This is a genomic window from Streptomyces sp. NBC_00461, assembly GCF_036013935.1.
In the GTDB taxonomy this organism is placed as follows: domain Bacteria; phylum Actinomycetota; class Actinomycetes; order Streptomycetales; family Streptomycetaceae; genus Streptomyces.
In genome coordinates this window covers 7,223,458-7,238,991 of record NZ_CP107902.1, presented here as the reverse complement: position 1 = coordinate 7,238,991, position 15,534 = coordinate 7,223,458, and the positions used below count along the sequence as shown (strand labels likewise).

General features: G+C 70.1%; 11 protein-coding genes. 1 reads left to right on the top strand and 10 read right to left on the bottom strand.

From position 1 onward, the window contains the following. Positions 1-65: 65 nt before the first annotated feature. The 4 genes from OG870_RS33745 to OG870_RS33730 form a co-directional block, all read right to left on the bottom strand. The gene (locus OG870_RS33745; RefSeq protein ID WP_266522512.1) at positions 66-749 is read right to left on the bottom strand and encodes a response regulator transcription factor; all 684 of its coding nucleotides are present in this window, start codon (positions 747-749) and stop codon (positions 66-68) included. Then, positions 746-1,897, bottom strand: coding sequence for a sensor histidine kinase (locus tag OG870_RS33740; RefSeq protein ID WP_266590414.1), 1,152 nt, complete (start codon positions 1,895-1,897; stop codon positions 746-748). The genes OG870_RS33745 and OG870_RS33740 overlap by 4 nt, the downstream gene beginning before the upstream one ends. Then, positions 1,894-2,418, bottom strand: a complete 525-nt coding sequence (locus tag OG870_RS33735; RefSeq protein WP_327691787.1) for a DUF1453 domain-containing protein — start codon at positions 2,416-2,418, stop codon at positions 1,894-1,896. The genes OG870_RS33740 and OG870_RS33735 overlap by 4 nt, the downstream gene beginning before the upstream one ends. Positions 2,419-2,917: 499 nt before the next feature. Continuing rightward, the gene (locus OG870_RS33730; protein ID WP_266522506.1) at positions 2,918-5,038 is read right to left on the bottom strand and encodes a DNA gyrase/topoisomerase IV subunit B; all 2,121 of its coding nucleotides are present in this window, start codon (positions 5,036-5,038) and stop codon (positions 2,918-2,920) included. A gap of 442 nt (positions 5,039-5,480) precedes the next feature. Between OG870_RS33730 and OG870_RS33725 the strand changes: the two genes are divergently transcribed. Next, positions 5,481-5,711, top strand: coding sequence for a DUF7455 domain-containing protein (locus tag OG870_RS33725; protein WP_266522504.1), 231 nt, complete (start codon positions 5,481-5,483; stop codon positions 5,709-5,711). 105 nt (positions 5,712-5,816) lie between these two features. Here OG870_RS33725 and OG870_RS33720 read toward each other — a convergent pair whose 3' ends face one another. The 6 genes from OG870_RS33720 to OG870_RS33695 all read right to left on the bottom strand — a co-directional run bounded on the left by OG870_RS33720 (position 5,817) and on the right by OG870_RS33695 (position 14,706). Next, positions 5,817-6,683 carry a serine protease gene (locus OG870_RS33720; RefSeq protein ID WP_266522502.1) on the bottom strand — a complete coding sequence of 289 codons (867 nt, stop codon included), beginning with the start codon at positions 6,681-6,683 and terminating at the stop codon, positions 5,817-5,819. 134 nt (positions 6,684-6,817) lie between these two features. Further along, on the bottom strand, positions 6,818-8,350 hold the full coding sequence (locus tag OG870_RS33715; RefSeq protein WP_266522500.1) for an RNA polymerase sigma factor: 1,533 nt from the start codon (positions 8,348-8,350) through the stop codon (positions 6,818-6,820). A 426-nt stretch (positions 8,351-8,776) separates the two neighbouring features. Then, positions 8,777-9,664 carry a FadR/GntR family transcriptional regulator gene (locus OG870_RS33710; protein ID WP_266522498.1) on the bottom strand — a complete coding sequence of 296 codons (888 nt, stop codon included), beginning with the start codon at positions 9,662-9,664 and terminating at the stop codon, positions 8,777-8,779. Between the two features lie 161 nt (positions 9,665-9,825). Continuing rightward, entirely contained in the window at positions 9,826-11,817 is a 1,992-nt protein-coding gene (locus OG870_RS33705; RefSeq protein WP_266590409.1) for an ATP-binding cassette domain-containing protein, read from the bottom strand. Positions 11,818-11,948: 131 nt separating this feature from the next. Further along, complete coding sequence (locus OG870_RS33700; RefSeq protein ID WP_266522494.1) at positions 11,949-12,707, bottom strand: NUDIX hydrolase; 759 nt, start codon at positions 12,705-12,707, stop codon at positions 11,949-11,951. Positions 12,708-12,837: 130 nt separating this feature from the next. Then, the gene (locus OG870_RS33695) at positions 12,838-14,706 is read right to left on the bottom strand and encodes a glycogen debranching N-terminal domain-containing protein (RefSeq protein WP_405624982.1); all 1,869 of its coding nucleotides are present in this window, start codon (positions 14,704-14,706) and stop codon (positions 12,838-12,840) included. Between the last annotated feature and the right edge of the window lie 828 nt (positions 14,707-15,534).

The window sequence follows — 15,534 nt, the reverse complement described above, 5'->3', positions numbered from 1 at the left end:
AAGGATGGACAGAACGGGAAGATCCCTGACTCTTCTTCTCCTCGCTCTTCACCCCATCAGGTGACTCACCCCACCGGCGGCCGCGCAAGCCCCTTCGCATACGCGTAACGCACCGCCTGGGCGCGATCCTTGAGCCCGGTCTTGGCGAAGAGGTTGTTGATGTGGGTCTTCACGGTCGCGGTGGAGACATGCAGCTTCCGGGCGATTTCCTGGTTACTGAGGCCTTCGGCGATCAGCAGCAGCACCTCCGTCTCCCGTGCTGTGAGCCCGTCCGGCGCCTCCATGATGGTCGCCGGCGGCGGCTCCGGATCGGACAGCCGCTCCAGCAACCGCCGTTGGATGCTGGGCGACAGCCCCGCGTCCCCGGACAGCACACTCTGCACGGCCCGTACGATCTCGTCCCCTCCCGCGTCCTTGGTGAGATAACCCCGTGCCCCCGCCCGCAACGCCGGGAACAAGGACTCGTCGTCCGCGTACGTCGTGAGCACCACGACTTGCGTCCCGGGGTGCTCGGCACGAATGCGCCGGGTCGCCTCCACACCGTCACAGCGGGGCATACGCAGGTCCATCAGCACCACGTCCGGGGCGAGCTCGGCGACAAGCTGCACCGCCTCGTCCCCGTCGCCCGCGGCGCCGACCACCTCGATCCCGGGCAGCAGGCCCAGCAGCATCACGATGCCCTCACGCACGACGGTCTGGTCGTCCGCGACGACCACGCGCGCGGGCCGCGTCTCCGCCCCTTCCGTCATACGGGCACCTTCAGCGTCACCACGAACCCCTCCTCGTCCGGCCCGGCTTCCAGCGAGCCGCCCAGCAGCTCGGCGCGCTCGCGCATGCCCAGCAGACCGTACCCGCCGCCTGCCCCGGCGAGTTCGCCCGGTGGGCCTCCGGAGTCCCGTACGTCCAGCGTCACTTGCTGGTCGCTGTAGTCCAGCCTCAGTTGCACCTTGGCCCCGGGCGCATGCTTGCGGACGTTCGTCAGGGCTTCCTGAGCGACCCTGCGTACGGCCTGCGACGCCTCGGCCGGCAGCTGCGTGCGCTCACCCGTAATGGTGATCTCGGCTCCGGCCGTCGCACCGACGAGCTGCGCGAGGAAGTCCTCCAGCGGAGTGAGCTCGCCGCGCAGCGCGGACAGGGCGTGCCGCGTCTCGTCGAGACCGGCGCGAGCCATGCCCCGCGCCGCCACCACACGCTCCAGGATCTGCTCCCGGTCGACGCCCCGCTCGATCAGCAGCCGGGCCGCCTCCAGGTGCACGAGCTGCGCCGAGAGGCTGTGTGCCAGTACGTCGTGGATCTCCCGCGCGATCCGGGCCCGCTCCGCGAGCGCCGCCGACTCCGCTTCGGCGGCCCGGGCGGCCCTCTCCTGGGTGAGCAACCGCTGAGCGTTTCCCCGCGCCTCGGCGTCGAGGCGCACGGTGTAGCCCGCGAGGGCGAGACCGACACCGGTGACGGCTGTCGTCAGCAGGTTGTCGTTGTTGACAACCCCGTACAGGCCGAGTGCCACCCCGGCGGCGGGCAGACCGGCCGCCAAGGGCAGCCGCTCCAGCGAGGCGACCGCGCACCCGCACCACATGACGAGTGCAGGAACCCGGAAGTCCGAGGACTGGGCCAGCATCGCGATGCCCTGCAACAGTGCGAGCGACCCCAGGGAGGGCCACAGCCGGTGCCGAAACGTGCAGCGGAAGAAGGCCCAGGCAAGGAATGCCGCCACGAGCACCACTCCGCCGCCCACGACCGCCTTCCAGCCGTGCACATGATCGCTGCTGAAGACTCCCCAGAGCAGCATGCCGAGGACCAGTAGCCGTACGGCCCGGGCGAGCAGGCGCCGGGGCCGGGTGAGTCCCTCCCGGCCGAGTGCCTCCCGCGAGGGCCAGCGCATCCACGCGCTCCGCGTCACACAGGCTCCTTCCGCGCAGGGCGGGCCATGTGGTCACCGTACGCCGTGGTCGCACCCACCGCGGGAGCGGTCGACTGGGCCCGCCAGACCAGGATGCCGGAGCGGACCAGGAGGGTGGCCGCGAGGGCGATGAGCAGGGCGGAGCTGTCCTGGTGCACGCCGACGGCGGCGCCCAGAGCGAAGAGGCCGGCGCGCAGGGCGATGCCGACGATCCAGACGGTCACGCTCGCCTTGGTGCTCTTGCTCCACACGGTGCCGTCCGGCTCGGCCCATATTCGGGTCGTCCAGGCCCAAGCGGCCCCTGTGGCAAGACCGATGAGCAGTTCGATGCCGAGCAGGGCGATCGACTCGACGCGGTGGTGGGCGTCGACGATGCCGGGCTCGCGCAGCGCCACGACCGCAAGGATCGCGGGCAGGAGCCACCAGCGTCGGCCGGTGCCGATCTGCTGGGCCCGGAACTGCCGTACGACCACCAGGACGACGACGGCCGCGATCGCGAGCCCGTTGACAAGCCCGGACATCAGAGCCTCCGTGAGCGAGGAAAGGGATCGACAGCGAGTGCTGTCGACGCCTTCGACGCTACGGAGATTCGCAGGTCAGCAGATCGGAGCTGGGGTGGATCGTGGGTGGATCCGCACCCCGCCGAGGCATCCACCCACGGGTGGAGCCCACCCGCTGGCCCGGTCCCTGCCCCGGCCCCGGCCCCGGCACTGGCCCTGCCCTGGCCCTGGCTGCCAACCTGCCCCTCACCCGGCACCCGGCAATCCTTCTGCCGAGGTCAGCGCTCAGCGCCCAGCCCGGGACAAGGCCAGCCCAGGCCGCCGGCCCCTCGCCCCAAGCCGGGGCGCGGCATAAGACCCCAAAGCCCTGGCCGGACACCTGACCCAATCAACGCCGGCCGCCCGAGCCAGGGCCCATCGAGCGAGCGCTGCATCTCGGGGCCGAGCCAGCCGATCTCCGCCCCCAGGCCCAGCCCGCTATCCCCGCCCCGCCCAGCCCCCGCCAGGCCGAGCGCAGCGGCTACGCGTCGATGCGCGACCGGTCCAGCGTCGCCGCCGAGCTGGAGATGAACTCCTTGCGCGGTGCCACGTCGTTGCCCATCAACAGATCGAAGACCTGCTCGGCGGAGTCCAGGTCGGACAGGTTGATCCGGCGCAGAGTGCGGTGGCGCGGGTCCATCGTCGTCTCGGCCAGCTGGTCGGCGTCCATCTCACCGAGACCCTTGTAGCGCTGGATGGAGTCCTTGTACCGGACGCCCTTGCTCTGGAACTCGAGCAGCTTGTCGCGCAGCTCACGGTCCGAGTACGTGTAGACGTACTTGTCCTGCCCCTTCTTCGGCTGGACGATCTCGATGCGGTGCAGCGGCGGCACCGCGGCGAACACCCGGCCCGCCTCGACCATGGGCCGCATGTAGCGGTGGAACAGGGTCAGCAGCAGGGTCCGGATGTGCGAGCCGTCCACGTCGGCGTCGGTCATCATGATGATCTTGCCGTAGCGGGCCGCGTCAATGTCGAACGTTCGCCCGGAACCCGCTCCTATGACCTGGATGATCGCGCCGCACTCGACGTTCTTGAGCATGTCGGTCACGGACGACTTCTGGACGTTGAGGATCTTGCCGCGGATCGGCAGCAACGCCTGGAACTCGGAGTTCCGGGCCAGTTTGGCCGTGCCGAGCGCGGAGTCTCCCTCGACGATGAACAGCTCGCTGCGGTCCACGTCGTCACTGCGGCAGTCCGCGAGCTTGGCCGGCAGTGACGAGGACTCCAGAGCCGTCTTCCGGCGCTGTGCGTCCTTGTGCTGACGCGCCGCGATACGCGTGCGGGCCGCGGCGACCGCCTTCTCCATGACCACGCGCGCCTGGGCGGCCGCGTCCCGCTTCGTGGACGTCAGGAACGCCTTGAGCTCCTTCGAGATCACGGTGTTCACGATGCGGCGGGCCGCCGAGGTGCCGAGGACCTCCTTGGTCTGGCCCTCGAACTGCGGCTCGGCGAGACGGACGGTGACAACCGCCGTGAGCCCCTCCAGTGCGTCGTCCTTGACGATGTCGTCCTCGGCGACGCGCAGCAGCTTCTTCGCGCGCAGCACCTCGTTCATCGTCTTGGCGACCGCCTGCTCGAAGCCGGCGACGTGAGTGCCCCCCTTGGGGGTGGCGATGATGTTGACGAACGACTTCAGGTTCGTGTCGTAGCCGGTGCCCCAGCGCATCGCGACGTCGACGGCGAGTTCGCGGGTGACCTCGGTGGGCGTCATCTGGCCGTGGTCGTCCAGGACCGGGACGGTCTCCTTGAAGCTGCCCTGGCCGGAGAAGCGGAGGACGTCGTTCACCGGTTTGTCGGTGGCCAGGTACTCGCAGAACTCGCTGATACCGCCGTCGAAGCGGAAGGACTCCTCGCCCTTGCTGCCGCCCTCGCCGAGACCCAACTCGTCGCGGACGACGATGGTCAGGCCGGGCACCAGGAACGCCGTCTGACGGGCGCGCTGGTGGAGGTTCTCCAGGGAGAGCTTGGCGTCCTTGAGGAAGATCTGGCGGTCGGCCCAGTAACGCACGCGCGTGCCGCTGCGAGTCTTGGGGATCCTCTTGGTCTTGCGCAGCCCGCCGGTTTCGAACTTGGCATCGGGGCCGCTGGCCGCGAAGGCACCCGGCACACCGCGCCGGAAGCTGATGGCGTGGGTGTGGCCACCGCGGTCCACCTCGACGTCCAGGCGGGCCGACAGGGCGTTCACCACGGAGGCGCCGACACCGTGCAGACCGCCCGAGGCGGCGTACGAGCCGCCGCCGAACTTGCCGCCTGCGTGCAGCTTGGTCATGACGACCTCGACGCCGGACAGACCCGTCTTGGGCTCTACGTCGACCGGGATGCCCCGGCCGTTGTCCCGGACCTCCACCGAGCCGTCGTCGTGAAGGATCACCTCGATGTGGTCGCAGTAACTCCCGAGGGCTTCGTCCACGGAGTTGTCGATGATCTCCCACAGGCAGTGCATCAGACCACGGCTGTCGGTCGACCCGATGTACATGCCCGGGCGCTTGCGCACGGCCTCAAGCCCCTCGAGGACGAGCAGGTGCCGCGCGGTGTAGTTGGAACCGTCCCGGTCTGCTCCTGCCAGCAGCGCTGTGGACGGCACGGACGTCTCGGCGGTCACGCGGTTCGCTCCTCGCTGAATTTCAGGTGGGGCCCTTGTGGGTAAGGGCTCGGCTTCGGTTGCCGTCAAGAGGGTACCGAGGCCTGGTAGAGCGGTTGTAACGCCACCCTCGTGTGAAGTTAAGAGTAGACCAGGGTCGTATACTTGTTCGATCCCTCGATGGAGTGAAGTACATATCACGTTCCCTTCCAGGCATGAACCATTTAGGCTCCGGGCACGTCCTCATGAACAACCGGCAAGCCAGCCGGGAGGACCTGACGTTGACAAACTGCGCGAACCCGTAAGACACAAAGACACGCAATACGGCACATTCGCCGCCAACCGGCAGCAGACAGCCGGCCTCGAGAGATTTTTTCGAGGAAAAGCCCCGGGCGGGAACGTTTTGGGGCTGGTTGGATGTTGACCCTGGTACGACAGCTCGTCGAGCTAGAGAAGAGGCGACGTGACTACTGTTCTGACCCCCGCGAGCCCACTGACGGCCGCCGATCGCTGCGACCGCTGCGGTGCACAGGCCTACGTGCGCGTTGTGCTGCTCAGCGGCGGAGAACTGCTCTTCTGCGCCCACCACGGCCGCAAGTTCGAGCCGGAACTCAAGAAGATCGCCGCTGAGATACAGGACGAGACGGAGCGGCTGACGACCGTTCCCGAATCCGCGTCCGAAGAAGAGCGCTGATACCTCGCATACCCGACGAGCCAGCTCCGGCACAGGCCGGTATACGGGCGGTGCGGCCCCTGTTTTCAGGGACCGCACCGCCCGCACTCGTACCCGAGAGGCCGCTCAGCCCCCGTCAGCACCCCTGCCAGGCGTACTTCCACCACCGCTCCGTCCCAGGGCCCGTACGGCCTCGGAGACGCGCGTATAGACGCCGGGGCTACCCGCACGACCGCAGCCGCTGCCCCAGGACACGAGCCCGATCAGTTTCCCCTGGGCGACGAGGGGGCCGCCGCTGTCCCCCTGGCAGGCGTCATGGCCGCCTCCCGCCTCCCCGGCGCACAGCATGCTTTTCGGGAGATACGTGCCGTCGATACCGCCCGGATACGCCTCCGCGCACCTGGCGTCGGGCAGCACGTGCAAGCGGGTGGCCCGCAGACTGCGCGCATAGTCGCCGCCGCCCGTGAGGTCTCCCCACCCGGTGACCATGGCGCTCGTGCCGGGCTTGTAGGCAGGATCGTCGGAGGACGCCATCCCGATGACTGAACTGCGCGGCAGCGGTTCGGCGAGGGTGAGCATGGCGAAGTCCTCGGCGTTGTTGGCACTGTCGTAGTCGGGATTCACCCGGATGTCGCGTACCGGGATCTCCTGGCCGTGCTTCGACAGCAGGTCCGTACGATTGACGATGACCTTCAGGTCGGTGACGCGCTTCGACGGCGCGCCCAGGACGTCCTCGCTCATGCAGTGGGCCGCGGTGAGCACGGTCGTGGCGTCGATGGCCACACCGCCGCAGAACTGCCCCGCACGCGTACCCCCGAACCGGTCACGGCTGGACAGCGCCACCGTCCACGGGCTCGCTGACACGTCGATCGGGAAACTCCCTATGACCACGCTGTCGGCGGCCACAGAGGCGGTGGAGAGCAACGGTATTGCGGTCGCTGCGGCCGCAAGGACCAGCGGCCGGGCCAGCGCACGGACAAAGGGACGACGCATACAGGCTCCTCACTCTGGGTGGATCATGGGAGACCCAGGGTCATCCAGTCCGTCGCACCCCGCACCCGCGACAGCACGAGAAGGCCCGGTCCCCCACCTGGGGAACCGGGCCTTCGATGTCGTCCGAGGGCGACCTAGTCGAGGTAGTCGCGCAGCACCTGCGAACGCGACGGGTGACGCAGCTTCGACATGGTCTTCGACTCGATCTGGCGGATGCGCTCGCGCGTCACGCCGTACACCTTGCCGATCTCGTCGAGGGTCTTCGGCTGACCGTCGGTGAGACCGAAGCGCATCGAGACGACGCCCGCCTCGCGCTCGGACAGGGTGTCCAGCACGGAGTGCAGCTGCTCCTGCAGCAGCGTGAAGCTGACCGCGTCGGCCGGGACGACGGCCTCGGAGTCCTCGATGAGGTCACCGAACTCGCTGTCGCCGTCCTCGCCGAGCGGAGTATGCAGGGAGATGGGCTCGCGGCCGTACTTCTGGACCTCGATGACCTTCTCCGGGGTCATGTCGAGTTCCTTGGCCAGCTCCTCCGGGGTGGGCTCGCGGCCCAGGTCCTGGAGCATCTGGCGCTGCACGCGCGCGAGCTTGTTGATGACCTCGACCATGTGCACCGGGATGCGGATGGTGCGGGCCTGGTCGGCCATGGCGCGGGTGATCGCCTGACGGATCCACCAGGTGGCGTACGTGGAGAACTTGTAGCCCTTGGTGTAGTCGAACTTCTCGACCGCGCGGATCAGACCGAGGTTGCCCTCCTGGATGAGGTCCAGGAAGAGCATGCCGCGGCCGGTGTAGCGCTTGGCCAGGGAGACCACCAGACGGAGGTTGGCCTCCAGGAGGTGGTTCTTGGCGCGGCGGCCGTCCTCGGCGATGATCTCCAGCTCGCGCTTGAGCTTCGGCGCGAGCTTGTCGGCGTTGGACAGCTTGTCCTCGGCGAACAGACCGGCCTCGATGCGCTTGGCGAGCTCGACCTCCTGCTCGGCGTTGAGCAGCGGGACCTTGCCGATCTGCTTGAGGTAGTCCTTGACCGGGTCGGCGGTGGCACCGGCCGCGGCGACCTGCTGGGCCGGCGCGTCGTCCTCGTCCTCGTCGGAGAGCACGAAGCCCGCGCTCTCGGCGCCCTCGGGCTCGTCGGCGCCCTTGGGAGTGTCCTCGACCGCCTCCTCCTCGACGACTTCGCCGTCATCCTTCTTGGAGGAGCTGGTCTTCTTGGCCGCCGTCTTCTTGGCGACCGTCTTCTTCGTGGCCGCCGCCTTCTTGGCGACCGTCTTCTTCGCGGCGACCGCCTGGGCGTCGTCCTCGACGGACGTGCCGACGGCGGGCGCCTCCGGGGCGGCGGTGGCGGTGGCCTTCTTGGCAGTCACCGTCTTGGCCGCGACCGTCTTGGTGGCGGTGCGCTTGGCCGGACTCTTCGCTGCGACGCTCTTTCGGGTGCGCTTGGGCTCCGCGGCACTGACCATCAGCGTCACACCCTCTTCCTCGAGGATCTGGTTGAGGCTGCGCAGTACGTTCTTCCACTGAGTGGCCGGAATCTGGTCAGCTTCGAAGGCCCGACGCACATCGTCGCCGGCGATCTGCCCCTCAGCCTTTCCCCGCTCAATGAGAGCCATGACAGAGACGGACTCGGCGATCTCCGGCGGGAGCGTACGGGATGTGCTGGCCGACACGAACAACCTCTCGGAACGTTGGAAAACGGCTTCCGGCCCCATCCAGGCGGACAGGAGCCGACCACCGGCTTGGGGATTGGGCCGACGGCGCGGGCGAGGGCCGGGAAGATGCACAGCGCCGCAAACGGCGTCCGTATTCCCTCCTCGGCTGTCACCTCTTAGGTCATCGCGCTGTCTCCGCGAGTGTTACGCCCATTCTGCGTGGCCCGAGTCACACCCCGTAAGCGCTCAAAAGTGGTCAGACATAGACAGACAAGGTCATCCATGGGTTAGGCCGGGGCTCCCCAAGGGCCTCGCGGCCCGTTGCGCCGTCGGACCCCGCAGGATCTCGCGGATCCTGCGGGGTCCGACGGAGGCGGTTCGACGACCGAGCGATGCCTCAGGAGGGGGGAGGCATCCCCCGTCCGCGCCGCCCGCGGTGTGCGGTCAGTGTTCGCGCGGCGCGGGCACCACGCGCTCCACCTCGGGGTGGACCGTGAGCAGCTGACGCATGGCCGATTCGGCCGCCGCGCCGTCCCCCGTGGCAAGGGCGTCGACGATCCTGCCGTGGTGCCCCAGCGAGGTCTCGTTCGGCCGGTCACAGCCGGTGACCGGACCACCGGAGACATGGAGGGCCGCCGAAACGATCCCGGACAGGTGCTCCAGCATCCGGTTGCCCGCGACCTGGATGAGCAGGGAGTGGAACTCGGCATCGGCGCGGGCGAAGGTGATGGCGTCACCCTGCCCCATCGCGTGCCCCATGATCTCGACCATGTCAGCGAGCCGCTGCTGGACGTCCTCGCGCCCGTGCCCCGCGGCGAGACGGGCGGCGAGCGGCTCCATCGTCCAGCGCAGCTCGCTCAGCTCGCGGCGCTGGTCGTCACGCTGCGGCCCGAAGGCGCGCCATTCGATGATGTCAGGGTCGAGAAGGTTCCAGTCGCTGACGGGGCGCACGCGCGTGCCGACGTTCGGGCGGGCACTTACCAGGCCCTTGGCCTCCAGCACGCGGAGCGACTCACGGACGACGGTGCGGGAGACCTCGAAGCGCTGGCCGATCTCCTCCGGCACCAGCGGACGGTCGGCGCCCAGGTCACCGGAGACGATCATCTGGCCAAGCTGCTGGACGAGTTGGCCATGCAGCCCACGTCCCCGGCTGCCTGCGGCACGCCGCCCGACGCGGCTCAGCTCCGGGTCCGCGCTCTCCCAGGCGGGGGCTCCGACGCGGTCGACCACGGGGGTCTCGGCGTAGGGGTAGCGGTCGAGTTCGCCCGGGCCGACGAGACCTGAGTCTGCGGAGCGGGCGGCGGTCATCATGGTGTGCGCAAGGGTACTCACGGATCCTTTGTCGGCGTCGTTCTCAACTGCCTTGAGGTCTTTGGTGAAAAGCACACGAAAGGGTGATCGCTCACCCCGTCGCAATTGACGCCTTATCGGAAAGAAATGGGCTTACCCCAGGGAGTTGCGCACAGGGTGCGCCGAAAGCGCGCGGACGGTGGTCATCGGACCCTGCTGCGCAGGGTGGTGAGCAGATACGCGCAGAGCAGAGCGCTGAGCGACAACGTCAGGGCGCCACCCACGGGTTGGGCGACCACGCGCGCGACGGCGGACAGATAGCGCTCTCCCCCGAAAGGCCACTGCATGAGGAACGTCTCTCGCAGCCGCAGCGGAAACCCGGCCGCTGTACGCACGGACGATCCCGCCAAGGCCTTTTGTACGAGGGGAACAACGAGGACCGGTACTCCGAGTACGGCAGCAAGTCCCGCAGTGGTGGACCGGAAGACGCCGGCGGCCAGCACTCCGGCCCAGGCGCAGCCGACAACCAGTCCGAGCCAACTCGCACTCAGCGAAAGCCAGTCCCCGGGAACCTGCGTGAGCTCCCGTCCGTATACGAGATAGAGCATTTCGGCGTCGCAGCCGACCGTGAGGAAGGCCAGCATCAGCGCGGTGGCAGTGGCGACGAAGAGTTTCGCGGCGAGCAGCCCCAGCCGACGGGGCACGGTGCCGCGGTCCGCCGCCAGCGCGGGGTGGCGGAACTCGTCGCCGAAGGCCAGCGCACCCAGCAGTCCCGCACCGAGGGCGGCAGGAGGAAGCGGCAGTTCCCGCGGCCACGCGACCAGCAGGCGCGACTGCGGGGTGTGCCCGATCCGTGCCAGGACGACGGCGGCGAGAGCCGACACGACGAGCACAGCGGCCGCGGTGAGAAACCCGGTGCCGATGCCGGCGGCACGACGGATCTCGTAGCGAAGGGGGCGGAGGGGGCTGGGCGCGGTGCGGACGGAGATGGGGGGTGGCAGGCGAGACGCGTCTTCGACGTCGGCTCCAGCGGGGCGCGAGGCCGGCATCGCGACACAACTGGACGGTACGCGCGATGAGGGTTCGGTGCCGGGTGACCTCAGGGGGTCGGCGTCGTGCAGCCCGTCGCCCTGAGTCCGGGAAGCGGAATGGGGGCGCGTTTCATGAGCCGCACTCGCCGGCGTCGCGGAATGCGCTTCGGTGGCTGCCCGCTGAAGTGCCATACCGGGGCTCCGAGCCGGGTCCGCGGTGCGCGACCTTTCCGGTCTCGACGGCTCGTCGGCGGCTTCCGGTTCTCTGATGGGGGTTTCCATCGCTCCGGGCCCCATGTCCCCGATTTCGTCCGCGAGTTGATGTACGAGGATGCCGTGGCGGAACGCGGTCTCGCCGACGTCGGCGCAGGTACTGCCGTACACGGACAGGCGGTTGCCGCGCTCACGCACGACCTCGACGGATCGCCGCGCGCCGCGGGCTTCCTTGGTGAGCTGGGCGGCCAGGCGCGCGGCGTGCGGGCTGCGGACGGCGACGCGGGGGCGCAGCCGGGTGCGGGCGAAGTCGCCGGAGCTCTGGTCGGCGACGAGTCTTCCCTGCTCCAGTGTGACGACCCGGTCGGCGCTACCGGCGGCCTCTTTGGAGTCGGCCGTGGTCAGCAGGACCGTGCCGCCCTGGGCCGCGTGCGCGCGCAGCATGCCGTACAGCCAGCGGGTCTCGCGGGTGGAGAGTCCATCGGCGGGCTCGTCGAGTACGAGGGTGTGCGGATCGGGGAGCAGGGCGCAGGCCAGGCCGAGGCGACGGTCCATGCCGCGGGAGAGGGTGCCGAGGCGCTCGTCGCGAAGGCTGACGAGGCCGACCACTTCGAGGACCTCGTCGGCGCGGCGGACGGGGACTCCCGCGGCGGCACACAGCATGCGGAGATGGCCTCGGACCGTGCGGGCCGGGTGTCCCGGTACGTCACCCAGGAGCACGCCGACCTCGCGCGAGGGATGGGCGATGCGGTGCAGGGGGCGGCCCCTGAAATAGGTGATGCCACGGCCCTGTTGGAGCTCGAGCATGAGTCTGAGTGCGGTCGTCTTGCCCGCCCCCCTCGGGCCGAGCAGCGCGGTGACGTGGCCTGCGCGTGCATCGAAGGAGACGTCATCGACGGCGGGCGCAAGCTCCTTGCGGGGATTGCTGGTCAATCCGAAGACCTGGATCACCCGCAGCAAGATAGCGCGCTATGTCCGTTTTTTCCTGGATCGCGCGCCCACTTCGTGGGCCGAGACCGGTCCGCTCCAGCCGTGTTGGCTGCTCTCCGCTGAGCCGGCCGCGCCGAGTCCGGGCTCCTGCGTCACACTTCGGGGCGCAGCATCGGGGGGTTGAGCAGCGTGGCACCCCCGGCCCGGAACAACTGGGCGGGGCGACCGCCCTGGCGTGTGGTGGTCCCTCCGGTGGGGACGAGGAAGCCCGGTGTGCCCGTCACCTTGCGATGGAAGTTGCGCGGGTCGAGTGCCACACCCCACACCGCCTCGTAGACCCGGCGCAGCTCTCCGACGGTGAACTCAGTGGGGCAGAACGCCGTGGCGAGGGACGAGTACTCGATCTTGGAACGGGCTCGCTCCACACCGTCGGACAGGATCTGTGCGTGGTCGAAGGCGAGCGGTGCCACCGGTTCGCCGTCGCGGCCGTAGCCGCCCTGCTGAAGCAGCTCCTCGACCGGTGCCCAGCGTGCGTTGCTGGCGTCGCCGCCCGCGCGGGGTGCGGGCAGGTCGGGGGCCAGCGCCAGGTGGGCGACGCTGACGACGCGCATGCGAGGGTCCCGCTTGGGGTCACCGTAGGTGGCGAGCTGCTCCAGGTGAGCGCCGTTGTCCTGAGCGGGAACCGACGGGTCGTGGGCACGCAGCCCGGTCTCCTCGGCCAGCTCGCGTGCGGCGGCCTGCGCCAGATCCTCGTCGGCCCGTACAAAGCCCCCGGGCAGCGCCCACCGCCCCTGGAACGGTGATTCCCCCCTGCGTACCGCCAGCGCGCACAGCGCATGACGGCGCACGGTCAGCACTACCAGGTCCACGGTGACGGCGAAGGGCGGAAATGCTGACGGGTCGTAGGGCATGCGGCGATCATAGTCGTCTGCTTGACGATAAACACTCCCTTCGTCGGCCGCTTCGATGGCTGATCCACTTCGGTCCGATCTGACCCTCCCATCTCGTCGGTGCCGTTGCGCGATGCTGCGTCGTCCGAGGTCACACACCCAGTTGCAGCCCGTCGGCCGCCTCCTCGACCATGACGAGGCCGAGCCGGCTGACCCGTACGGAGAAGGAGGCCCCGGCTACCCGGAGCCCCGTCAGGACGATCTCGCCGAGGGGGGCGCTGCGCATGGGGCTCAGCGTGACGGTCCGGGCGGGGGCGTCGGGGCGGATGCCCGCGAGCGTGGTCGGCAGCAACACGCCTGCGGCCGCCGCGGTGGCGGCGGGGCGGCAGGCGGCCGGGTGCGGGAGGGGAATGCTCCCTTCGGTGCGTTGCTCGCCTCCGTACATCTCGGGCAGCCGGTGCCCGAAGGTCTCTGCCGACGCCAGCGCGCCTCTCAGGAGCGCACTCGCCTCCTTCTCGTATCCGGCGGCGGCCAGACCTGCGACGGCGATCGCCGTCTCGTGGACCCGCACGGCACCGCTGCGGTGGCCGAACGGGTTGTATCCGGCTTCCTTCGCGCCCAGTCCACGCAGGCCCCAGCCCGAGTCCATGGCCGGGCTGCCGAGCAGTCGTGCGAGTTGTTCTGTCTGCACCTTGTCGAGCAGTCCAGGGGCCAGTTCGCCCCCGCCGAGCAGGCCGGTGTCCAGGAGATGAGCGGCGGCCGCACCCAGGTGCGGCACCAGGGTGCCGTCAGGAGCACGGGCGGCCGCCGGTCGGCCGCCCGCCGGGTCGTCGATCCAGAAGTCCTCCCGGAACGCCGTCCGCAGCGTCTGCGCCCAGTACCGCAGCTCGGCGCCGCCCGGTCTCCCGTACGCATCGAGCAGATCGGCGCCCAGCAGGGCCGCGCGGTGGGCGTGGGCCTGCATCTCGCAACGGACGGGGCCACTCGGATGCGGGTCGCGCAAGTAAGTGCCGTCGCCGACGGTTGTCCGCAGCCAGGCCAGACAGCGCTCGGCCGCCGGCAGCAACGCTTCCGTCTCGGGTTCGGGAAGCCCCCAGCGGCGGGCCTCCGCCAGAAGTACCGGGAAGAGCAGGGTGGCTTCCGTACCGGTGCAACCCGGCGGCAGATGGGTGCCCGCGTCCCGTCGCGGACCGGGGAGCATGCCGGACTGGGGTCCTGCGCCCTGGAGTTGGCTGCGCGCGAGGGTACGCAGCGTGCCTGCGGCGAGGCGGGTACCGAGGGGCAGCGCCATCCGCGCCGCGGCGAGCGCGTCGGCCGGTGCGAGACCGGTGCGCCAGGGGGCACCTGCCGCGAGATGCAGGTCGCCGGGGTGACTGCGGTCGCGCAGCATCAAGGCCTGGAGGTCCTCGACGCTTGTGCGCAGCAACGGCTGGATCCTCGGGTCGTCACTGGACGCCCCGGCGGCGGCGAGAGGGCTCGTTGCCGCGCGGCCCACGGCCCGCGCGGACCCCGCTCCGTCCGGCCGCACCCGCAGCTCGACGCTTCTGCTGCCGCCGGGCGGCAGCTCGAGCTCCCAGCGCAGGAGGCCCGCGGAGGCCAGCGCGTCCGCGGGGGGCGGATCCGCCGTGACCGACGAGTTCCCGGTGGGGCAAGACCAGCGCAGCCCCGAGTCGTGGACGCTGGCGGGCAGTTCGGGCTGCGCCGCGCCCGACGCGATGGCGCCCAGCTCGGCCAGGTCCGTGCCAAGGGCGACCTCGACCGGCACCCGCAGGGGGCGCAGGGCTGCACTGTGCAACGTGATGCGCTCCGTCCCGTCCGCATGGCGCAAGCGCTCGACAACGACGTCCGGGTCCGGGCCGGAGTGCGGGGAGGCACGTAGCGTGCCCACGAAGCGGGCTCGGTCGGCCGCGGTCATCCGAGCCTGGACCGCCAGCGGTTCCCGCCCGGCCACGCGGACCTGGCACCGGGAGAGCAGGCGCCGACCCGCACGGTAGAACCCCTCCAGCCCTTGACCGGTCATCTGACCCTGCTCCGTCGAGATGGCGAGACCCGGGAGCGAGACGCAGATCATGGCGTTGTGGGTGGACGGCAGCTCGGCCGACCGGCGAAGTGCCGGAAGCGGGCCCGGGGACGGGATCGGGGACGGGGACGGAGTCGAGGACGGGGATGGGGCAGCAACTCTCGGCGATCGCACCCGGGATTGGTCACGGCCCGCAGGCTGAGCCGAGAGCTGGTCAGGATCGGCCGCCCGAACCGGGGGCCGGTCCGAGCGCGTGGGCGGGAGCGCAAGGTGACTCGGGTCGGGCGGATCCAGTGCAGGCTGCCCCGGAGCGAGCGGTCGAGCGGCGATGCCGCTCTGGTCCCACGGGCGGTCGGTGATCGGGCGCTGGTCCGCCGGTCGGGCCGTGATGGGGCTCTGGCCGATCGACCGGGGGGTGGTGAGGCTCTCGGTGGTCGGTCGAGCGGCGGTGCGTCCCTGGACCGTCGGCCTGGCAGGGGTCCCGTTCTGATCGTCTGCCCGGGGCCCGGACCCGGGACGGTCCGTCGGTGCAGGCGGACGCCGGTCCCGGCCGTCGGGTGGCGGGTGCCAGGTGTGGCCGTCGGGTGGATGGACACGCGGGCTGTCGGTCGCGATACGGGGCTCGTGCCGACCGATGCCGGCCGAGTGTGTAGGCAGTTCGACACCCGCGCACGGAGGCAGCCCGGATCGGCCGACGCCGGAGCGGTCGTCGTCAGCGGCGGAGGACGGATTCGGCTGATTCATGGGGTGGCTTCTTCTACGCTCGGTGGGCCTCGGCTGTGTGCGGCGCCGGGTGGAAGGATCCGGACGGACGTGGTCTGTGGGGCG